Source organism: Neobacillus mesonae (assembly GCF_001636315.1).
Classification (GTDB): domain Bacteria; phylum Bacillota; class Bacilli; order Bacillales; family Cytobacillaceae; genus Neobacillus; species Neobacillus mesonae.
Genome location: NZ_KV440949.1, coordinates 4,318,957 through 4,338,644 on the forward strand (window position 1 = coordinate 4,318,957; position 19,688 = coordinate 4,338,644).

Genomic DNA, 19,688 nt, shown 5'->3' on the forward strand with positions numbered 1-19,688 from the left:
TAAAATGACACATATTCTATCATATCAAATCGCTAAGCAGGGGGAAAGACTATTTCGATATGAAAAAACACTTGCCGCTTAACACAGCAAGTGTCTGAACTTAAACATTTTTCATCATCGTTTTATGAGGGATGCCAGCATCCATAAATTCATCAGAGACCACTTGAAAACCAATTTTCTCATAGAATGGAATGGCGTGGGTTTGAGCATTTAGCTTCAGCTTTTGAATGCCGTTTTTTAAGGCATACGTTTCAATTGAATCCATTATGGCTTTTCCGGCGCCAAGTTTGCGTGCTTCCTCTAACACACAAATGCGCTCCACTTTCCCAATGCCGTCGATAATGCGGAATCTTCCGGCGCCGATTGGCATATCTTCGTGGTACATGACAAAATGAACCGCATCTTGTTCAAATTGGTCAATTTCTTCTTCAATCGGAACATGCTGCTCCTCAACAAAGACAATCTTTCTTACTTTATAAGCATCTTCTAATTCTTGCTTACTTTCAACTACTTTAACTGTCACTTTTAACCTATTCCTTTCCAAGACGAAATGTTTCAAAAACGGTCCAAGAACCGTTATCAAGCTGATAGAGCAGATGGAAGCGGTCAATCGTTTCTTCATGATCGATTTTTGTCATCCTTAGTGCACCAAATACATCCGAATGCTCATCATTGGATAGCTTCTGGCCGATTGTTATGTGAGGGACAAAAGCATATTCGGATTTAAACTCACTAAATTCAGTATGAATCTCAGCGTGTAACGAAATTAGTTCTTTAACCGGTTCTATTTTTAAATAAATTACATTGTTTACCGGATGAAAAGAACTGATTTTAGAAGTTTTTAAAGTGAAAGGGTTGGTACGATCGGCGATTTGCTGTAATCTTTCAGCAAATTCTCTTGCATCCTCTTCAGTTGCATCAAAAGCATTTAATAAAGTTAGGTGTGGAGTAATTAGGTCATAGTGCGGGTCATAACGCTTACGGTAGGAATTAGCAAAGTCTTGAAGATTTTTGGATGGAAAAACAACAACTCCGAATTTCATAGATTTACCTCCAATAAAAAATTTTCTATTAAAAGCCGGAAATTCCGGCTTGGTTAAACTTAAAAAAGCCTTCTTAATATTATAGCAAATTTTCGAAATATAAGGAATAAATATCTGTCAACCTTAAAACATCATTTTCAGTGCTCGTCTTAAATCAGGCTGCCAGTAAGTCCAGGTATGATTGCCTTGGAATTCTTCATAAAAGTAGGAAAAAGACCGGTCTGAAATTAGCTTTGTAAGTTCCCGGTTTGGAGTAAGGAAGTCACTAATTTTACCGTCCGTTGTTTTTACTTCTGTTTCTTGCTCCCCAATCACATGATAAATTTCCAGCAGCTCCGGCTCCTTAAAGCTCTTGACTAAATCGATGATCTTCTTGTCTACATAAGGTGATTGGAGCAATACTTTCCCAAAGGTATGGGGGTATTGAAGAGCTGTCATCAAGGAGACGGCAGCACCAAGCGAATCTCCAATAAGTGCTCTAGCCCGTCCCATTTGATAGGTAGGGAACTCCTTGTCAAGATATGGTGCTAATTCATATGCCAGGAAGCGAATATATTGCTTGTTTTGTGATCCCTCCGGATGATATTTCCGGCGGCGGTCTGCAACATTTTTATAAGGTATTCCAACAATAATTAGGTTTTCTATTTCTTTTTGATAAAGAAATTCATCGGCCAACCGTCCAATTCTTCCTAGTTGAAAATAATCGCGGCCATCCTGAGCGATTAATAATGAATATTTATAGAGCGGTGAGAAATTCGCCGGAAGATAAATGAGCAGCTGCAAATCTTCGTTTAGTTCTTGACTGTGAAAGGTTAATTCTTTGATGGTGCCTCTTGGATAGTCCATATGAAAATCCCCCTGTGTGCAATAGTTACAAAATGAATTTTAACATATTAAATGGGAAAATGCAGATGGGTGTCTTTCGGATTATAGGGGGAAAGAAGGATTAGTGCAGATATTTTGAATGATTTTCAGGCATAATGGAAAGGATGTTTTCACGTCTAAAGGTGCGGACTTGTTTTCTCAGCAGGCAGTATGCGCGAATGAACTCATTATTTACTTCTTTAATAATCAATTTTCGCTGCGTGATTTCCTGGTTTTTATTTAGGTAAATCATCTCTAACGGAATATGCTCTTCAATTGATCGGATAAATAGTCCATCCATTTGAATCACTCCTTTCTTAAAATATAATATCATTATAACCGAACGTTAGTTCTTTATTCAATAAAATTAAGAACGGACGTTCCTGTTGATTTATGTAAGAAATCCGTATTTTATTATTTTTGTTTTTTGTGATTTTTTTATTGACTTTTTTAGTTTTTTTACTATAATTAAATTTGTAGCTTAATAAGAGATCTGTTAGCTCAGCTGGGAGAGCGCAACCTTGACAGGGTTGAGGTCGGGGGTTCGAACCCCTCACAGGTCATAAATTAATCCTAACATTTGTTGTTAGGATTTTTTGTCGTTTTAATTCTAAGTCATGAAAATTTTCTTCTTTTATGCCAATTGTCCGATTAATTAATTTTTGTTTGTAGTAATAAGGACAGAAAACTATACTGAACTCCGAATATACTTTATGGGAGATAAGTTTGATAGTATACATATAGATTCGAGGAGAAATAGGTTACGATGACTAAAGAATTGTTTGTAAATGGTGAATTAGTACTAATGAGGAAGGATGTTTATGCTAAAAGCAGGCAGGTAAGAGAGGTACCCGTTTTCACCTCAAGAATGCAAAAACGGGAATATTATCAAAGCGTAAATCCCTTTGATATCAGAAATGCATTAGATATTAAAGGATTGCTAAAAGAAATTAGTGCAAATTGGAATACATATGTTTCACAGGTTCACCAGTGGATTCAAAAAATTCCAGTAAAAAGGCTTATTGTTACTGGTGTATTTACTGTTGTTCTAGGGTGTTTTGCGAGCACTTCAAATGCAGCGTTTATTCAAGAATACGTTTACCAGGTAAAAAGTGGCGAAAATATTGAAGTAATTGCGAAAGAACATGGTGTAACAGCACAAGAAATATTAGATGCCAATGGATTAACCTCAATTGATGGTAAAAAAATTCTATTACCAAAAGTACATAACAGAATTGTAACTGCAACAATACTAAATATTCGGTCTCTCCCAACCACTTCGAGCAGTATTATTGGAAAATATAAAAAAGGGGATGTTGTTAAGGTTGCATTCGTGGAGAACGGATGGGCGGGCATTCTGATTAAAGGGAGAGTTTGTTATATAAACATGGATTATCTTACTCAAAAACAAGAAAATGCTGTTACTACTGACAAAAATACTAAAACAATCAAATCTCAAGCAAAAACGATGTATGTAACGGCGGCATCATTACGAGTAAGGGAAGGAGCTTCAATAAATAGTACGGTAGCAGGTTCGTTAAATTTAAATGATCGTGTGTCTGTAATAAAAAGTTTATATGGCTGGGCTCAGATTAATTTCAATGGAAAAACAGCATTTGTAAATGAAGCATATTTAACTAGTGTCGAACCGAAAAAAATAATAAATGATTCAAATACAAACAGCAGTAAAACAATAAGTTCATCTGAATATGTAATTAAAAGCGGAGATACATATACAAAAATCGCTAAAGAATTAAGAACCTCTGTCTTATCAATTCAAGAACTAAATCCAACAGTAGATCCTTATAAATTGAAAATTGGACAAAAAATTAAAATCCCGACTTCAACTACATCTACTGATATTCATGTAAAAGTAACAGCACATATAGCAGGAATAGACTCTAAGGGAACTTTTCGTTTTATTGCGCTTGATGGGAAGAATTATGCTGCAAAAGCGTCAGGAGATTTGATAAATGAATTATTTAAACGCCAAGGGGAAATAGCAACACTAACACTTAAAGGAAAAAGAGGTCAATTGATGACTTTAATATCTCTTCAATAAATAGAGAAGGCACATGAAAAAAATCATGCGCCTTCTCTATTTATTTTGTTTTTCTTGCCATTGATTTTATAAACTAAAAGATTTATCATTGGAAAAATAAGAAATTTTTGAAAATATAAGGGAGTGATAATGTTGAACCCAATTTTAAAAGAATTTCCTGAAGAATTTTCTACAGAACGATTGCTAATTAGAATGCCAAGACCGGGTGATGGTAAAGTTGTATATGACGCTATTAAGGAATCCATTGATGAACTGAAACCCTGGCTGCCGTTTGCACAGCAGGAGCAGTCTGAACAGGACGTAGAATTAAATATTCGAGAAGCGCATATTGCTTTTTTAAAAAGAGAGGATTTGAGATTACTAGTATTTTTAAAAGAAACAGGCGAATTTATTGCATCTACAGGTCTACACAGGATCGATTGGACTGTTCCAAAGTTTGAAATAGGATATTGGATTGACAGCCGCCAAGGTGGAAAAGGCTATATGACTGAAGCAGTTAAGGGGATTTCCGACTTTGCGTTTCAGGAATTACATGCGCGAAGAGTAGAAATTCGTTGTGACGTGAAGAATTATAAGAGCAGGGCAATCCCGGAAAGGTTAGGATTCACGCTAGAAGGAACTTTAAAAAATGACGATTTAGCTCCGGATACAAAGGATATAAGAGACACTTGTATCTATGCAAAGACTGTTTAGGAAGTTCAATAAACACTAAAGGAAGAAAAACGTGCCGTGAAGTGTACTACATAGAGGGGTTCAATGAACACCTGAGAGAGGAAAAACGGCTGAGAAGTGCACATAGAGAGGTTCAATGAACACCTGAGAGAGGAAAAACGGCTGAGAAGTGCACATTAGAGAGGTTCAATGAACACCTAAGAGAGAAAAAACGGCTAGGAGGTGCACATAGAGTAATTAAACAACCAAGTATGTATTACAACCTCCGTTCACAAACCTCTAAAAGCGGGCATCCACCACAAATCGGTGTTTTTTTGCAATGCACCTTTGAATGCTCGACAAGCAGGGCATGGTATTCATTAAAAAGCACCAGATCCCCGGGCAGCTCAACTTCAATCTGCATTCTAAAGTCATCGTAAGTATCTGGCATATCATATCCAAGGCGGTAAAAAATCCGCCTTGCGTATGCATCGACGATGAAAATCGGGATGTCAAAGGCGTAGAGCTGGATTACGTCAGCGGTTTCCGGACCAATCCCCTTTATGCTAAGCAGTTCACCACGTAATTTAACCCGATCTATTTTTTTGACCTGTTGAATGTCATATTCATAGGTTTTAAACCATTCGATATAAGACTTAATCCGCTTCGCCTTTATATTGAAAAATCCACTTGGCCTTATTAATTCGGCCAGTTCCTCGACCGAAATCTTTTCAATCACATAAGGCTTTAAAAAAGGCATCAAATTAATCAGCGCCTTTTCCACATTACGCCAGCTTGTATTTTGCACAAGGATGGCACCAATCATCATTTCAAATGTCGTTTCCGCCGGCCACCACCCCTGCGGACCATAGTATGTAAATAATTTATTATATATCTTTAGAAAATCCTGCATTTTATAACTCCAATTTTTTTAGTAATTAACCCGCCATAAATAAAAGGTTGCATATGCCTGCCAGGGATCCCACTTTGCCGAAAACGCCATAAGCTCCTCTTTGGAAGGCTTTCTTTCTGCAGCAGTAACCTGTTTGATCGAGTTATGCAATCCGACGTCATCAATTGGAAAAGCAGAAGTAAATCGCAGGCAGCGCATTAGCACATAATTCGCCGTCCAAGGACCAATCCCGCGAATCTTAATTAAACTTTTTTCCGCTTCCTTAAGCGACCCCAATCCCAACAATTTCTCCTTAGATAATTCCCCGCTTGTCATTAATTGAGCAATGCCAATAATAAACTCGCTTTTTCTTCTGGTCATTTTAATTTCAGCCAAATCATCAGGCGTCAATTGCGCGATTTGTTCATAAGAGGGAAAAATCCAATACTTCCTTCCGCTCCATTCGATAGAATCACCATATTTTTCAACAAATTGCTTTTTTAATGTATAAGCAAACGCTAGATTAATTTGTTGTCCGAGAATCCCCCAGCAAAGCGCTTCAAATAAATCGGGAACACCGATAACCCGTAACCCATAAAAGTTTTGAACAGGCCCCTTTAGAAGCGGGTCTGCACTTGCCATTTCATAAAATGGTGTTAGATCTCTATTGAGATCGAACCATTCGCGGATGTAGGCGGCAACCTTAGCACTATCTAGTTTGCTAGTTTTAATACCATTAACAAACTGGACGAACATTTGATTTTGTTCGTTGACGTTTAACCGAACTAAGTGCCTAGTTTCCCCGACAACAATCACCCTTGTAACGGTCTCATTTTCAACCTCAAACATGCATTCATTCCTATTTCGCTCAAGATAGCCAAGGTTTGCCTTCATGTTAAAATCTGCCGGGAGGTCAATAATAATGCAGTCATTGTCAATATGCCAGCCATCAATAACGTTTGCTTCTATTTCCACAGGCGTTCCTCCATATGTTTGATAAAAATTATACTGTTAAAAGACATCATGTTATTTTAAATTTTACGTTATAATAAAAGAATGGGGGTGAATTATTATGTTAGAACAAAATCCGGTTCAAATCTATTGGTCTCTATTAAATCATAAAAATTGGAAAATGTATATCGCCGCCACTTCAAAAGGGCTTTGTTATGTAGGTTCTCAGAATCAACCTTTTGAGGAATTGGCAGAGTGGTCAGCAAAGCACCTTCCTGGAACTCCTCTTGTTGAAGAACATCAAAAATTAAAGCCATTTGCAACAGAAATAATTGATTATCTTGATGGAAAGCGAAAGAGCTTTACGATTCCATTTGATTGCCATGGGACAGAATTTCAAACAGCTGTCTGGAATGCTCTTTGTGAAATACCGTATGGTGAAACTAAATCCTATTCTGACATTGCAAACTCTATAAATAGACCATCCGCTGTCCGGGCAGTAGGGACAGCCATTGGGGCCAACCCGGTCTTAATCACGATTCCATGTCACCGTGTTGTCGGAAAAAATGGTAAACTGACGGGCTACCGCGGCGGCCTGGAAATGAAGCAGCAGTTGTTGGAAATAGAGAAGTCTTGACATAAGAAGTTTATTACCCCATTTAAGGTTTATCCTATTTAATGTGAAATTTTTTACACTTTGGAGGTAATTACATTGGAACAACGCCTAAATTACTATGATATTGCACCCGAAGCACTAAAAATCATGCTTGAAATGGAGAAATATCTTCAATCGACTTCATTAGATAAAAAACTTCGCGAACTCGTTAAAATCCGAGCATCGCAAATTAATGGCTGCGCATTCTGTTTAAATATGCATACAGTGGATGCTAGAAAGATAGGTGAGACCGAACAACGCTTATATTGTGTCAGCGTCTGGGAAGATTGCGATTTTTACACAGATGAGGAAAAGGCCGCATTAGAATTAACGGAATATGTGACGCGATTATCAACAAAACGTGTACCAGATGCATTATATAATCATGTTCGTCAATATTTTGGTGAAAAAGAATATGTAGATTTAATTTTTATGATTAATCAAATTAACAGCTGGAACCGTCTGTCTATTTCCATGGGAAACTTTGCGACATCCGAGAAATGATTCCCTAAATACTACTGAAAGAAGGAGTCCATATGAAATACATAAGCATTGCAAACACTGATATCGAAGCTTCTAACTTAATTATGGGCAATATGCGTTTAACTGAGCTCACAGTCCCGGAAGCGGAAAAATTAATTCGTACAGCAATGGAAGAGGGAATTAATTTCTTTGACCATGCCGATATATATGGAAAAGGGCGCTGTGAAGAAATTTTTTCTGAAGCTATTCAAATGAATCCAGCGATTCGCGAGAAGATGATTTTGCAAAGTAAATGCGGCATTGTCTCTTCTAAAGGTTATTTTGATTTTTCAAAAAAACATATCATTAGCTCTGTTGATGGAATATTAAAAAGACTAAGGACCGACTATCTTGATATTCTGCTATTGCACCGGCCTGATCCATTAATGGAGCCGGAAGAAGTAGCGGAAGCGTTTGAAGAGCTGAGAACAAGCGGCAAGGTTAAATACTTTGGGGTATCAAACCATAATCCGATGCAGATTGAACTGTTGCAAAAATATATAAAGAGTAAACTGGTGATTAACCAGCTCCAATTCAGCATTGCCCACACTCCAATGATTGACTCGGGGATTACGTTGAATATGAAGAATGACCAAGCGATTAACCGAGATAGCAGCATTCTCGAATATTGCCGGCTGAAAGACATCACCATCCAAGCATGGTCGCCGTTCCAGCACGGTTTCTTTGAAGGGACATTTCTTGGTGATTGGGAGAAATACCCGGAGCTTAACAAAACAATTGATAAGATTGCAGAAAAATATGGTGTCACGAATACAGCCATTGCTGTTGCGTGGATTACCCGCCATCCAGCTAATATTCAAGTAGTACTTGGAACAACTAATCCTAACCGCATGAAAGATGCCTGCAAAGGTGCAGAGATGTCCTTAACAAGGGAAGAATGGTATCAAATCTATAAAGCTGCGGGAAATATTGTTCCATAAAAAGTAAAATTATTCCTTATAACTTTTCTCATTTTGTAAATACTATAAATAATGAAATAACAGCAAAATTAAATGCTTAGGCACTCGGGAGAGAGTGCCTTATTTGATTTAAATATGTTATCGTGTTTGTTAAAATAGAAACAACCTATAAAAGGGGTGATTCCAAATGAGAAAGGTTTTGAAAGCGGATTCGTTATTTTTTTATTTCTTTATTTCTTTATTGTGGATGGAGGTCATCTTTCGAGTATCAGTGATGAAACAATCCTTTTCCTTTGGTATCCTCATCTCATGCGTTTTCTTACTCTCCTTAGCGTTCCTGTTTTTCTTCCTATGCAGTTTTTTTAAAAGGAAGGCCGGTTTTTTTCTATCTATATGTCTTCTTGGACTGTCATCATTTATTTACGCTTCACAATTTATATATTTCAAGTTTTTTAGGACTTACTATAGTTTATATTCCGTAAGCAATGGGGGTCAGATTGTTGAATTTTGGCGGGATATTGCGGCTTTTGCCGGTAAGCATTCAATTTTATTATTCCTTTTTTTCGCTCCGGTATTGTTTCTTGTAGTTTTCGGTAAAAAAATGCTAGTGTTTAAATCTTGCAGTACCGTTAATAAACTTTCCCTTGCCTGCTGTGCGCTCCTTGCGCATGGAACAGGTATTGCTGCTGTATATGCCGGGGGGAAAGCGCCAAATTCAGCTTATGATTTATATTTCAAAAATAGTTACCCACAATTGTCTGTCGAGCGTTTAGGCCTGCTAACGACGATGAGACTCGACCTGCAGCGGCTTATTACCGGCTGGTCTCCTGACATTGAATTAGCGGCACCTCGTGACTCTAAATATATTCCCGCACCCGCACCTTCCGACAAAGCCAAAGAAGATCCAAATGAGCGGGAAACATCCGGGAAAATCGTTGAATATAATACGATGGATATTGATTTTACCCAACTTGCCGCCAATGAAAAGAATCACCAGCTTAAAGAAATGCATCAATATTTTGAGCAAGTCCAGCCTACGGCCAAAAATGAATATACAGGGAAATATAAGGGCTATAATTTAATCCTCATTACCGCGGAAGGTTTTTCACCTTATGCAATCCATAAAGGTGTTACCCCGACATTATATAAATTGGTTAATAGTGGTTTTCAATTTACGAACTTTTATAATCCAATATGGGGGGTCAGTACCTCTGATGGTGAATATGTTGCCTGCACCGGGTTGATTCCTAAGAACGGAGTATGGAGTTTTAAACAGTCAGGTAAGAATTATCTTCCTTTTGTAATGGGGAATCAGCTGCAAAAGCTGGATTACAAAACGATGGCTTTTCATGATCACTCTTATACGTATTACGGAAGGAATATTTCCCATCCTAACATGGGTTATATATATAAGGCGTTAGGAAATGGACTGGATGTGAAGAAAACCTGGCCGGAATCAGACCTGGAAATGATGGAAAAAACAATCCCGGAATTCATTCATAATCAGCCCTTCCATACCTATTACATGACCGTAAGCGGGCATATGCAATATTCTTTTACGGGGAATTACATTGCCCATAAAAATAAAAATCTTGTGCAGGATTTGCCTTATTCGGAACAAGCAAAAGCGTATATTGCCACACAGGTTGAGCTGGACCGGGCATTAAAATATTTATTAGATCAGCTTGAGGAGGCAGGGGTTGCTGATAAAACCTTGATTGCCCTTAGTCCTGACCACTATCCATATGGATTGGATATGAAAACGATTAATGAACTGGCAGGGCATACTGTAGAAAAAAACTTTGAATTATTTAAAAGTACATTTATTCTCTATACAAAAGGGATGAAACCGATAACGGTGACAAAACCAATTTCGAGTTTGGACATAATCCCAACTATTTCTAATTTGCTCGGTCTCGAATATGATTCCCGGCTGTTAATGGGACAAGATGTTTTCTCAAATGCAAGCCCGCTTGTTATTTTTTCGAATAAAAGCTTTATAACCGACAAAGGGAAATATAATGCGGTAACAAATACATTTATAACGAATAATGGTGAAACAGCAGCCGACGAATATATAAAAAGAATGTCAGCAATCGTGGAAGGTAAATTTCATTATTCAGCAAAAATACTTGAAACTGATTATTATCGAAAAATATTTTCAGGGAATCAATAATGGATATAAAGAAGGCAGCTGATATCTTTTCCAGCTGCCTTCTTTATTTATGAAAAAATTTATTTGGTGCAAAGGGAAATGGCTTCGTTAAACCGCGCCGTTGCCTTGCTGGAATCAACATGAACCCCAAGCTCGTTCATTGTTTCACCAATCAAAACGATGGCTTTTTCGAGCATTTGTGCAGTTGTATTCCCCATATGGCCAATCCGGAATGCTTTGCCGGCTAAATGGGCAAGGGCTCCGGAAACGATCATCCCTTTTTCCGCTAGCGCAGCACGGAAAGCGGCATCATTTAGTCCATCCGGGTAAAGAATACAGCTTAAGGTAGCAGCCGCTACGTCTTCTTCCGCCAAGGCCATCATTCCGTATTCTTTCAGAGCTGCCCTGACGCCTTTGCCGTATGCTTCATGGCGTTTGTACCGTTCGTCCATTCCCTCGGCAAGCACGAGCCTCATGCCTTCATCATAGGCATAAATGAGGTTCACAGGCGGTGTGGCAAAATATTTTGAAGGGTCGTTCATAATTGGAATCCAATTATAAATATCACAATAGTAGGCCGGTACACCCTTGATTTTCTGCCTTGCTGCCAAGGCCGATTGGTTAAAAGCAACAATGGCAAGCCCCGGTGGGACACCAATTGCTTTTTGTGAACCGGTAAGAATTACATCAATCTTATAGTCAGGAGCTCCATATGTTTTACTCATATCCTCTTCCATCGCGGCAGTTGCGCAGACACCATCTAGAATAACGAGGGCACCGTGTTCTTTAATGACAGGCACCAGGGCATCAAGATCAGCAGCCACACCTGTTGAAGTATCGGCGTGTGTGATTGTAACCGCTTTAAATTCTCCTTCTGCCAGTCTCTTTTCAACTTCTTCAGGTGAAACTCGTTTACCCCACTCCGCTTGAAGGACTTCGACTTGAATGCCGAAGGCTTTGCCTAATTGGATAAAACGGTCGCCAAAATAGCCGTGGCTGATGACGAGCAGTTTTTCCCCGCTGCTGACAGTATTCACAAGCGCCATTTCCATTGCCAGTGTACCTGACCCGGAAATAACAAATACTTCGCCATCTGTCTTTAACATTTCTCTTGTTTTTTCAATTGCGCTTCGGTAAATAGCAACAAACCTTGAATCAGTATGACTTCTTGTTTCCTCAGCAAGGGCATCGTAGATAGAATCAACCACTGGTGTAGGCCCTGGAATAAGGAGCATTTCTGTATTCCTCATGATTAAATCCTCCTATCATATCGTTACACTATACGACTTCGATAATAAGCTTAAAAATCCTCTTTTATTTTTTTTGTTTTAGGAAATAAAACTATGGGTACCTTTATGAATATTGCAGGTTAAAATAACAAAATCTAAATTTTAACGGAGGTGAAATAAATGAAGAAAATTTTATATGGAGCGATTTGCTGCATGTTTCTTGTTTCTCTGACAGCTTGTGGGGGCGGGACTGATAAAGATACGACGAAAGATAAAGACACCACCACTAATAAAACAGAGCAGCAAGCCCCCGCACCTACGTCAGCTGATGGCGAAAAAGTGTATCAAGGAACATGTGCTGCATGTCACGGCGGTGATTTAAAAGGTGGCGTAGGTCCTAATCTAACCAAGATTGGCTCTGAGCTTTCAAAGGATGATATTTTAAATATTATTCACAAAGGTAAAGGACAAATGCCGGCACAAACTCAGCTTTCAGACGCTGATGCCGATGCCGTCGCAACATGGCTGGCAGCAAAAAAATAATAAAACAAAAAACCAGAATGGATTTCAATATCCATCTGGTTTTTTGTTGAACGGGGACGGTTCTTCTGTTTCATCAAATTCCGCAAGAATAATCGTGACAAGGGAAACGTATTTCGGCACTATATGACATTTGTCATATATATGCTATGACATGTATGACTAAAAATCATGTTTTTATTTCTATATAATTTGAGATATCAATAAAAGAAAGGGATTTCAAAACAAGATGGAAAAACAAAAAATTTTGCGAAAACAGATGACCCCTTACGAGAAGTCGGATCGTTTAGCCAGTGTATGGCAGATATTAAATACAATTGTGCCTTTTTTTCTCCTATGGATTTTAAGTTATAAAAGTCTTTCGATATCTTACACGCTTTCATTAGCTCTGGGTGTTATTGCGGCAGGATTTTTAGTTCGAACCTTTATCATTTTTCATGATTGCTGTCACTATTCTTTCTTTAAAAATCGAAATGCCAACAAAATTCTTGGAACGCTGACCGGTATATTAACAATGTTCCCTTTTAGTCAATGGCAGCATGATCATTCTGTTCACCATGCAACAAGCAGTAATCTTGATAAACGAGGGACTGGAGATATTTGGTTTCTGACGGTCGATGAGTATATGGCAGCATCCACATGGAAGAAGCTGCAATATCGATTGTACCGTAATCCTCTTGTTATGTTTGTTCTTGGTCCGATTTATGTCTTTCTTATCAAAAACCGGTTTAACCGAAAAGGAGCAAGGCTGAAGGAACGTCTAAACACGTACCTAATCAACATAGCCATTGCGGTTATTATTGGTGTACTATGCTGGACGATTGGCTGGAAAGCGTTACTATTAGTACAGGGTCCGATATTCTGGATTGCCGGAGCGGCTGGGATTTGGTTATTTTATATTCAACATACGTTTGAAGATTCTTATTTTGAAGAAGATAAAGAATGGGAATATGTCAGAGCTGCTGTGGAAGGAAGCTCGTTTTATAAACTTCCAAAGCTGCTACAATGGCTGACAGGTAATATCGGTTACCACCATGTGCACCATTTAAGTCCAAGAGTGCCGAATTATAAGCTTGAAGAAGCGCATAATAATACACCGCCATTGCAAAATGTACCGACAATTACCTTAAAAACGAGCTTAAGCTCATTGAAGTTCCACCTATGGGATGAACAGCAAAAAAAGTTTATCAGGTTTAAAGATGTTGGATTTTCCGTTAAAATAAATAGTGTGAAGGGATAATTCAACCTGTAACGGTTAGCGGGATGAAGGGGATTCATGTGAAAAGAGATGCGACGACAAAATTAAAAAAGTATATTACATTTCAAAAAAGCAACGGAATCGCTCCATATATATGGACGGTTCTTTGTATTTTACCTTTTTACTTTATCTTTCAAGCGCCGTCTACACTCCAAATTGTACTCGGAATTTTGCTTACATTAGCCTTCTTTATCCTTTATCGTATCGCTTTTATTTCAAAAGGCTGGCCTGTCTATCTTTGGACTTTGATATTAATCGCAATATCCATCACAGCGACGAGCCTTTTTAGTTATGTTTACTTTGCATTTTTTCTAGCCTATTTCTTAGGCAATATAAAAGATCGAATTGCCTTTTTTACGCTTTATTTTATTCATTTACTCAGCACATCAGCATCCATCAATTATGGAATTGTGATGCATGAAAAAATTTTTTTACAGCAATTGCCGTTTATTATCATTATTTGGGTTAGTGTTATACTTCTTCCTTTTAGCATTTATAACCGTAAGGAGAGGGGACAGCTTGAGGAAAAGCTGGAGGATGCGAATAAACGGATTTCGGAGCTTGTAAAATTGGAAGAACGTCAGCGAATTGCCCGCGACCTTCATGACACTCTTGGACAGAAGCTCTCACTAATTGGCTTAAAATCGGATTTGGCCAGGAAACTGATTACAAAAGACCCTGACCAGGCAAGAAGTGAATTAAAGGATGTTCAGCAAACTGCCCGGACAGCACTAAGTGAGGTAAGAAAAATGGTTTCGTCGATGCGCGGCATACGCTTAAAGGATGAGCTTGCACGCATCAAACAAATATTAAAAGCGGCGGAAATCAATTTGACGGTTGAAGGAGAATATTCCCCTAAAAATATTTCATTATTAACTGAAAATATATTAAGTATGTGTTTAAAGGAAGCGGTAAACAACGTCGTTAAACACAGCGGGGCGGAAAATTGTAAGATTATCTTTGAACAATCTTGGAAGGAAGTCGTAATGAAGGTAATGGATGATGGGGAATTTATCGTTCAAAATGGAGAACCGGTAGAAGGGAATGGACTTACTGGAATGAGAGAGCGGCTGGAATTCATCAATGGCAGTCTAGAACTTTATACCAATAAAGGAACCGCATTAATCATAAAAGTACCACATGATGTCAAACCGGGTGAGAAGGAGGGCTGAAACTTGATTAGAATAGTGATTGCTGAGGATCAGCAAATGCTCCTTGGGGCGTTTGGTTCGCTGCTCAATTTGGAGGAGGATATGGAGGTCGTCGGTCAGGCGACAAATGGTGAAGAGGCTGTATCTCTTGTAAAAAAGCTTCAGCCCGATATCTGTATCATGGATATTGAAATGCCGGGAAAGACCGGACTTGAAGCTGCCGAAGAACTAAAAGGGTTAGGGTGTAAACTAATTATCCTTACTACCTTCGCTCGTTCAGGATATTTTCAGCGTGCCTTAAAAGCAGGGGTAAGCGGTTATTTATTAAAGGACAGCCCCAGCGATGAACTGGCAAAAGCCATTCGAAGTGTGATGGGAGGAAGACGCATCTATGCACCTGAATTAATGGACGATGTTTACGGAGAAGGAAATCCATTAACAGACAGGGAAAAAGAGGTGCTCGAACTAATTGCAGACGGAAAAAACACTAAAGAAATTGCCGAGGAGCTTAGTATTAAAACTGGTACCGTCCGCAACTATATCTCTGTCATCCTTGATAAACTTGAAGTGAAAAATCGCATAGAAGCGATCACTCAATTTAAAGAAAAAGGCTGGTTTAAATGAGAAGTGTTTTATACGGTCACAGGCACCGCCAAAAACACTTCTTTTACTATTCAGCTGCCATTTGACTTTTTTCCATAAATCCTTTTATATATTCAAAAATCTCCATAGGCCGTTCCTCAGGGAGTGCATGACCGGTTTCTCTTATAACAATTAGTTCGGAATTTCTTAAATCCTGTTTTAGTTTTTCACCAAACTTCAGCGGTATTGATTTATCGTGATCACCCCAAATCAATAAACATGGAGTTTGGATTTGGTTAAGAATTTTTCGGGGAAGATCACCTTCACGGTCACGAATCATTCTTGTTAACGCCATAAATATTTCATCCTTCAGAAAAGGCTCCATGTAGCCATTAATCATCTCCTCATTAATAATCGAATGATTATATAGCGCATCTTGCAAATTCCTTTTTACCCCAGTTCTAGCAAACCAATATTTTACAAACCGGTGGAAATATGGAAGGTAGCTTGTGAGAACCAGCGGCATTTTTGCCCGTTTCAAATAGGCTGAACTGCAGAGCAAAATGGCTTTATCGGCGATTTCCTGTCTCATATGCAAAATATTTAAGACGATTTGCCCCCCCATGGAATGTCCGATAAACACCATTTTCTTAAGTCCAAATAATTCGGTTAATTTAATCACCGTTTCCGCTAAATTTTTATATGAGTAAACATAACGATTCGACTTAGCGCTTTTTCCGAATGGCGGAAGATCAACCGACAGAACCTGATAATCTTTTTTTAGTAAAGAAATCAAATGACGGTAGGTAAATGTTGATGAAAGAAAACCATGCAATAGGACAAAGGTTTTGTCGGATGATTGATTAGGGTAAAATTCATAATAAACATTTGTGTCATTTACCGGTTTATAGCCAGTCAATACATCTTGTTCCATTATTCCTTCACTCCTAGTCCTTCAATAAATAGATGAATTTAATGTTCCCAAATTGTTTTTTCTTACACCATCCTAATGATGGAAAGCAGTTGCAGGAAAAAGTAAACGGAATTTCCAAAAAAATTTTTTCAAAAAATCAAACAAAATGTTTGAATTGTTTGAAAACTACTAGTATAATTAAAAAAAGCTCAAGGAGTTGATTCCGAATGGAAAAGAAGTTACTTCGTTCACCACAACAGCCAAATGAGTACACAGATTCCGAGTTTGCCGAGATGATTTTAAATCATGCCCTTGTGCAGTTTAAAAGGGAGAAACTCCTAAAAGAAATCGACCTGACATTAGAAGAGGGCGATAAAGAATTGTTCCTTCAATTAACTGAGGAACTAAAGAAAATTTCTTAAGACAGCAGTCACTTTGACCTTACTCAATTAAGCAGCCCCGTCTCATTGGACGGGGCTGCTCTGCCTTTTCATCTTTTTTCAGAATAATATTCTGACTATATCACAATGCCTTCCTGAGTTTTGTTTTTCTTTTTTTGTAAAAATTCCACCAACGCCCTGAAGACTTTCAATGATCGTTGGAAGACAGGACTTTGAATAAATGTATAAACGAAAGTCGCAATGAACACAGGTCCTCCCAATAAAAATCCGATGATTAACACAAGGCTTTCAACAATGATTCGGGCATTGCTGACCGAAAGTTTTGTTTTATCGGATATAGACAGCATAAAACCATCCCGGGGTCCAGCACCGATTCCGGCTGCAACATACATTCCCCCGCCAATGCCTGTAATCACAATGGCCGAGAGCAGGATTAAATAGTCAATCCACGAATTCGTCGCCTTTGGTAATAAATCGAGCCAAAGAAAAAAGTCCATAATAGGTCCAATCAGCAGCGCATTTAAGAACGTTCCAATATTAATATACCGCCGGTCAATTAATAAGGATATGATAATGAGAACCAAACCGCATACAACACCCCAGGTGCCGATGGTTAATCCAAAATGTTGGTAAAGAGCCACATTAAGAACTTCCCATGGGTGCAGGCCCACATATTTCACTTTTATGGCAATAGCGTTTCCTAAGCCAAAAAAGGTTAACCCCATAAAAAATAATACATATCTATACAGTTTCAACTATGCAACCTCCAGTAAACGTATATACTTATCTGAATTTTCAAATCCATTTTATAATCTTAAAATATGCTTTCAAAATAATCAATGGTAAATTTACGATGCGGGATTTATTCTAATGGATAAAAGAGATTTCCTTCTATAATTCTCTTGCCTTTCATATCCTGTTAAAAAGACTTCCTTATTAGAGAAGGTCTTTTTATCCTGATATGGAAAGAGGGAAACTATGCCAAGCGGAATGCATCAAGTTGAATTTGATCTGCCTATTGAAGATATTTGGAATTTCGTGAAGGATATGGACAATTGGGCTCCTCTTGTCCCTAATTATATCTACCATGAAAAATTAACCGATCGAATGTCCACCTGGGAATTTAAAAGCGACATTGGTATTATGAAAAAGAAAATTAGTCTAATCATTGATATAAAGGAGTGGCTCGAGCCAACCAGAGTGAGTTTTGAGTTGAAGGGGAAGAGTGAAAAATATGGTGGGGAAGGCTATTTTGAAGCAAAGCCGATAAATTTGAATCGAACTAAGCTTACTGGGTTTTTAGAGGTAATTGCGATTGGAAAAATGTCGAATGCCGTTAATTCAAAGCTAGAAACAGCCCTTCCAAAAGCAATAGAGGAAATGTCACTGGCAATCTGTTCAAAGCTTGGAGAATTAAAGCGTGTAAAATAATATGAAAAGAAGCCCAACAATAATAATTGCTGGGTTTTTGTTTTTGTTATTGGATAAAATCTACTTTGTATTGGCAAAATAAGGTGACAAATTTATTGGGGATGTTTTTCATGGTTACATTGGCTTATTTTATACTGACTGTTCTTTTAACGTTGTTAATCGCCTTTTTTGATACAAGAATATTTGAATATTCATATGTGGAAGCGCTAAGAAATCTTTTCTTCACTGAAATTGCTGCCGGTAAATATATCGTGTTCGCGGGATTACTAGTTGGACTAATGATCAGTATGATTATTGATGTAAGAATCTTTTTATCGAAGAAAAATATTAAGACAAACGGGAACCAAGCATAGTTATGGAAAAGGAAAATATTTCTCTTAGCCAGCTGTTAACATTGTTAGTCAACTTTCTTTTAGGCAGTGCTATAGTTGTCGGGATTGGCGGAAATGCAAAAAATGATGCCTGGATTGCCATTTGTATTGCCGCCTTGCTGGGAATTGGCATCATGATGTTTTATCACTATATGATGGCTCGTTTGCCAGAAAGTAATTGGTTTCAATTACTTGAATTTTGTTTTGGAAGAAAGATTTCTATCGTTTTCGGTTTCTTATATGTTGTTTACTTCTTATATATTACCAGCAGGGTAGTGCGGGATTTTGGGGAATTAATTACCTCAGCTATTATGCCGCATACACCCATTGAGGTTATTTCCGTTACCTTTTCTCTTTTGATGGGTTATGTTGTTTATTTAGGTCTTGAAGTGCTGGCAAGGACATCGGAAATTTTCACGCCCTATCTGATGATTTTTTTTATTCTGCTGACCATTTTTTTATTTGTTAGCGGTAATACCGAATTTCAACAAATCCAGCCGATTCTTCGCGAAGGCTGGAACCCGATTTTAGCAACGGCCTTTAAGGATTTGGCATTTTTTCCATACGGGGAATTGATTGCCTTTACGGTAATTCTTACATATGTGACCAATAAGAAATACAGCATGAAGGTTTCACTGCTTGGAGTAGCAGCCGCTTCTTTCCTGCTTATCGCTTCTGCCCTTTTAATGTTAATGACGCTGGGGGTAGATTCGATTGTGCGTTCCAATTTTCCTCTGTTAAGCGCCGCCCGGAATGTTTCAATTGGTAACTTTATCGAACGAATCGATGCGCTTGCGGTTTTTATTATGATGCTGGGAATTTTTGTGAAGGGATCTGTTTTTTTATTTGGCGGGTTGAAGGGGCTGGAGTACATCTTTCGTCTTCCATTCCGCTATTTTGCTGTCCCGCAATCACTATTAGTGTCATTCTTTTCTGTTTTATATGCCATTGTTGATGTTCAGGTTAGAGTCAAGATCAGAAGATCAGGTATTCGTACAAAAAGCTTAATTAGTAATGAAAAATGAGGAATAGCCGAAAAAGCAACTTTCGGTTTTTAATCCTGCAGGGTACTTTGGCTAATTAGTAATTCGTTTTGA

At 38.1% G+C, this 19,688-nt stretch carries 23 protein-coding genes and 1 tRNA gene; 15 read left to right on the forward strand and 9 right to left on the reverse strand.

Annotated features, from left to right (window positions below; all coding sequences use genetic code 11):
• Positions 1-100: 100 nt before the first annotated feature.
• The 4 genes from A6749_RS20210 to A6749_RS20225 form a co-directional block, all read right to left on the reverse strand.
• Positions 101-523 carry a GNAT family N-acetyltransferase gene (locus A6749_RS20210; RefSeq protein ID WP_066395170.1) on the reverse strand — a complete coding sequence of 141 codons (423 nt, stop codon included), beginning with the start codon at positions 521-523 and terminating at the stop codon, positions 101-103.
• A gap of 7 nt (positions 524-530) precedes the next feature.
• Positions 531-1,043 carry a YjcG family protein gene (locus A6749_RS20215; RefSeq protein ID WP_066395173.1) on the reverse strand — a complete coding sequence of 171 codons (513 nt, stop codon included), beginning with the start codon at positions 1,041-1,043 and terminating at the stop codon, positions 531-533.
• Between the two features lie 123 nt (positions 1,044-1,166).
• Positions 1,167-1,889: an alpha/beta hydrolase gene (locus tag A6749_RS20220; RefSeq protein ID WP_066395180.1), complete on the reverse strand. Its 723-nt coding sequence runs from the start codon at positions 1,887-1,889 to the stop codon at positions 1,167-1,169.
• A 100-nt stretch (positions 1,890-1,989) separates the two neighbouring features.
• Complete coding sequence (locus A6749_RS20225) at positions 1,990-2,208, reverse strand: hypothetical protein (protein WP_066395183.1); 219 nt, start codon at positions 2,206-2,208, stop codon at positions 1,990-1,992.
• Between the two features lie 189 nt (positions 2,209-2,397).
• Between A6749_RS20225 and A6749_RS20230 the strand changes: the two genes are divergently transcribed.
• From A6749_RS20230 to A6749_RS20240, 3 genes are all read left to right on the forward strand, one after another.
• A tRNA-Val gene (locus tag A6749_RS20230) sits at positions 2,398-2,470 on the forward strand.
• 203 nt (positions 2,471-2,673) lie between these two features.
• Positions 2,674-3,969, forward strand: coding sequence for a LysM peptidoglycan-binding domain-containing protein (locus A6749_RS20235; RefSeq protein ID WP_066395200.1), 1,296 nt, complete (start codon positions 2,674-2,676; stop codon positions 3,967-3,969).
• Positions 3,970-4,098: 129 nt separating this feature from the next.
• Complete coding sequence (locus A6749_RS20240) at positions 4,099-4,662, forward strand: GNAT family N-acetyltransferase (protein WP_407937517.1); 564 nt, start codon at positions 4,099-4,101, stop codon at positions 4,660-4,662.
• A gap of 235 nt (positions 4,663-4,897) precedes the next feature.
• On the opposite strand, the gene A6749_RS20245 is transcribed toward A6749_RS20240, so the two are convergent.
• Together A6749_RS20245 and A6749_RS20250 are read right to left on the reverse strand one after the other, a co-directional pair.
• A complete protein-coding gene (locus A6749_RS20245) occupies positions 4,898-5,533 on the reverse strand; it encodes an endonuclease III domain-containing protein (RefSeq protein WP_066395208.1) in 636 nt (211 codons plus the stop codon).
• 18 nt (positions 5,534-5,551) lie between these two features.
• Entirely contained in the window at positions 5,552-6,406 is an 855-nt protein-coding gene (locus A6749_RS20250; protein ID WP_084798095.1) for a DNA-3-methyladenine glycosylase 2, read from the reverse strand.
• A 178-nt stretch (positions 6,407-6,584) separates the two neighbouring features.
• Between A6749_RS20250 and A6749_RS20255 the strand changes: the two genes are divergently transcribed.
• From A6749_RS20255 to A6749_RS20270, 4 genes are all read left to right on the forward strand, one after another.
• On the forward strand, positions 6,585-7,100 hold the full coding sequence (locus A6749_RS20255) for a methylated-DNA--[protein]-cysteine S-methyltransferase (protein ID WP_066395211.1): 516 nt from the start codon (positions 6,585-6,587) through the stop codon (positions 7,098-7,100).
• 75 nt (positions 7,101-7,175) lie between these two features.
• Positions 7,176-7,622 (forward strand): carboxymuconolactone decarboxylase family protein, encoded by a 447-nt coding sequence (locus A6749_RS20260; protein ID WP_066395222.1) that lies wholly within the window; start codon positions 7,176-7,178, stop codon positions 7,620-7,622.
• A gap of 32 nt (positions 7,623-7,654) precedes the next feature.
• A complete protein-coding gene (locus tag A6749_RS20265) occupies positions 7,655-8,581 on the forward strand; it encodes an aldo/keto reductase (RefSeq protein ID WP_066395227.1) in 927 nt (308 codons plus the stop codon).
• A gap of 580 nt (positions 8,582-9,161) precedes the next feature.
• Positions 9,162-10,736, forward strand: coding sequence for an LTA synthase family protein (locus A6749_RS20270; RefSeq protein ID WP_161487160.1), 1,575 nt, complete (start codon positions 9,162-9,164; stop codon positions 10,734-10,736).
• Positions 10,737-10,795: 59 nt separating this feature from the next.
• On the opposite strand, the gene A6749_RS20275 is transcribed toward A6749_RS20270, so the two are convergent.
• Complete coding sequence (locus tag A6749_RS20275) at positions 10,796-11,965, reverse strand: pyridoxal-phosphate-dependent aminotransferase family protein (protein WP_066395235.1); 1,170 nt, start codon at positions 11,963-11,965, stop codon at positions 10,796-10,798.
• A gap of 159 nt (positions 11,966-12,124) precedes the next feature.
• Between A6749_RS20275 and cccB the strand changes: the two genes are divergently transcribed.
• From cccB to A6749_RS20295, 4 genes are all read left to right on the forward strand, one after another.
• Positions 12,125-12,487 carry a cytochrome c551 gene (gene cccB / locus A6749_RS20280; RefSeq protein WP_066395239.1) on the forward strand — a complete coding sequence of 121 codons (363 nt, stop codon included), beginning with the start codon at positions 12,125-12,127 and terminating at the stop codon, positions 12,485-12,487.
• Between the two features lie 226 nt (positions 12,488-12,713).
• Positions 12,714-13,724 (forward strand): Delta(5) desaturase DesA, encoded by a 1,011-nt coding sequence (locus A6749_RS20285; RefSeq protein WP_066395241.1) that lies wholly within the window; start codon positions 12,714-12,716, stop codon positions 13,722-13,724.
• A 38-nt stretch (positions 13,725-13,762) separates the two neighbouring features.
• On the forward strand, positions 13,763-14,914 hold the full coding sequence (locus A6749_RS20290) for a sensor histidine kinase (RefSeq protein ID WP_236719707.1): 1,152 nt from the start codon (positions 13,763-13,765) through the stop codon (positions 14,912-14,914).
• 3 nt (positions 14,915-14,917) lie between these two features.
• A complete protein-coding gene (locus A6749_RS20295; RefSeq protein WP_066395254.1) occupies positions 14,918-15,517 on the forward strand; it encodes a response regulator transcription factor in 600 nt (199 codons plus the stop codon).
• Between the two features lie 46 nt (positions 15,518-15,563).
• Here the strand turns inward: A6749_RS20295 and A6749_RS20300 are convergent, their stop codons facing one another.
• On the reverse strand, positions 15,564-16,409 hold the full coding sequence (locus A6749_RS20300; protein WP_066395260.1) for an alpha/beta fold hydrolase: 846 nt from the start codon (positions 16,407-16,409) through the stop codon (positions 15,564-15,566).
• 206 nt (positions 16,410-16,615) lie between these two features.
• Between A6749_RS20300 and A6749_RS20305 the strand changes: the two genes are divergently transcribed.
• A complete protein-coding gene (locus A6749_RS20305; RefSeq protein ID WP_066395264.1) occupies positions 16,616-16,810 on the forward strand; it encodes an IDEAL domain-containing protein in 195 nt (64 codons plus the stop codon).
• Positions 16,811-16,905: 95 nt separating this feature from the next.
• Here the strand turns inward: A6749_RS20305 and A6749_RS20310 are convergent, their stop codons facing one another.
• The gene (locus tag A6749_RS20310) at positions 16,906-17,514 is read right to left on the reverse strand and encodes a YczE/YyaS/YitT family protein (protein WP_066401070.1); all 609 of its coding nucleotides are present in this window, start codon (positions 17,512-17,514) and stop codon (positions 16,906-16,908) included.
• A 253-nt stretch (positions 17,515-17,767) separates the two neighbouring features.
• Here A6749_RS20310 and A6749_RS20315 point away from each other — a divergent pair, with 253 nt between their 5' ends.
• The 3 genes from A6749_RS20315 (at position 17,768) to A6749_RS20325 (ending at position 19,616) form a co-directional block, all read left to right on the forward strand.
• Positions 17,768-18,220 (forward strand): CoxG family protein, encoded by a 453-nt coding sequence (locus tag A6749_RS20315; protein ID WP_066395268.1) that lies wholly within the window; start codon positions 17,768-17,770, stop codon positions 18,218-18,220.
• 110 nt (positions 18,221-18,330) lie between these two features.
• Positions 18,331-18,573 carry a hypothetical protein gene (locus tag A6749_RS20320; RefSeq protein WP_066395271.1) on the forward strand — a complete coding sequence of 81 codons (243 nt, stop codon included), beginning with the start codon at positions 18,331-18,333 and terminating at the stop codon, positions 18,571-18,573.
• 2 nt (positions 18,574-18,575) lie between these two features.
• Positions 18,576-19,616 carry a GerAB/ArcD/ProY family transporter gene (locus tag A6749_RS20325; RefSeq protein WP_066395275.1) on the forward strand — a complete coding sequence of 347 codons (1,041 nt, stop codon included), beginning with the start codon at positions 18,576-18,578 and terminating at the stop codon, positions 19,614-19,616.
• Positions 19,617-19,688: the final 72 nt, after the last annotated feature.

Excerpts from the sequence above, each read along its gene's own strand:
- A6749_RS20215 (WP_066395173.1), bottom strand. The coding sequence starts at position 1,043 with ATGAAATTCGGAGTTGTTGTTTTTCCATCCAAAAATCTTCAAGACTTT.
- A6749_RS20220 (WP_066395180.1), bottom strand. The coding sequence starts at position 1,889 with ATGGACTATCCAAGAGGCACCATCAAAGAATTAACCTTTCACAGTCAA.
- A6749_RS20225 (WP_066395183.1), bottom strand. The coding sequence starts at position 2,208 with ATGGATGGACTATTTATCCGATCAATTGAAGAGCATATTCCGTTAGAG.
- A6749_RS20235 (WP_066395200.1), top strand. The coding sequence starts at position 2,674 with ATGACTAAAGAATTGTTTGTAAATGGTGAATTAGTACTAATGAGGAAG.
- A6749_RS20240 (WP_407937517.1), top strand. The coding sequence starts at position 4,099 with ATGTTGAACCCAATTTTAAAAGAATTTCCTGAAGAATTTTCTACAGAA.
- A6749_RS20245 (WP_066395208.1), bottom strand. The coding sequence starts at position 5,533 with ATGCAGGATTTTCTAAAGATATATAATAAATTATTTACATACTATGGT.
- A6749_RS20250 (WP_084798095.1), bottom strand. The coding sequence starts at position 6,406 with ATGAAGGCAAACCTTGGCTATCTTGAGCGAAATAGGAATGAATGCATG.
- A6749_RS20255 (WP_066395211.1), top strand. The coding sequence starts at position 6,585 with ATGTTAGAACAAAATCCGGTTCAAATCTATTGGTCTCTATTAAATCAT.
- A6749_RS20265 (WP_066395227.1), top strand. The coding sequence starts at position 7,655 with ATGAAATACATAAGCATTGCAAACACTGATATCGAAGCTTCTAACTTA.
- A6749_RS20270 (WP_161487160.1), top strand. The coding sequence starts at position 9,162 with ATGCTAGTGTTTAAATCTTGCAGTACCGTTAATAAACTTTCCCTTGCC.
- A6749_RS20275 (WP_066395235.1), bottom strand. The coding sequence starts at position 11,965 with ATGAGGAATACAGAAATGCTCCTTATTCCAGGGCCTACACCAGTGGTT.
- cccB (WP_066395239.1), top strand. The coding sequence starts at position 12,125 with ATGAAGAAAATTTTATATGGAGCGATTTGCTGCATGTTTCTTGTTTCT.
- A6749_RS20285 (WP_066395241.1), top strand. The coding sequence starts at position 12,714 with ATGGAAAAACAAAAAATTTTGCGAAAACAGATGACCCCTTACGAGAAG.
- A6749_RS20300 (WP_066395260.1), bottom strand. The coding sequence starts at position 16,409 with ATGGAACAAGATGTATTGACTGGCTATAAACCGGTAAATGACACAAAT.
- A6749_RS20305 (WP_066395264.1), top strand. The coding sequence starts at position 16,616 with ATGGAAAAGAAGTTACTTCGTTCACCACAACAGCCAAATGAGTACACA.
- A6749_RS20310 (WP_066401070.1), bottom strand. The coding sequence starts at position 17,514 with ATGGGGTTAACCTTTTTTGGCTTAGGAAACGCTATTGCCATAAAAGTG.
- A6749_RS20315 (WP_066395268.1), top strand. The coding sequence starts at position 17,768 with ATGCCAAGCGGAATGCATCAAGTTGAATTTGATCTGCCTATTGAAGAT.
- A6749_RS20320 (WP_066395271.1), top strand. The coding sequence starts at position 18,331 with ATGGTTACATTGGCTTATTTTATACTGACTGTTCTTTTAACGTTGTTA.
- A6749_RS20325 (WP_066395275.1), top strand. The coding sequence starts at position 18,576 with ATGGAAAAGGAAAATATTTCTCTTAGCCAGCTGTTAACATTGTTAGTC.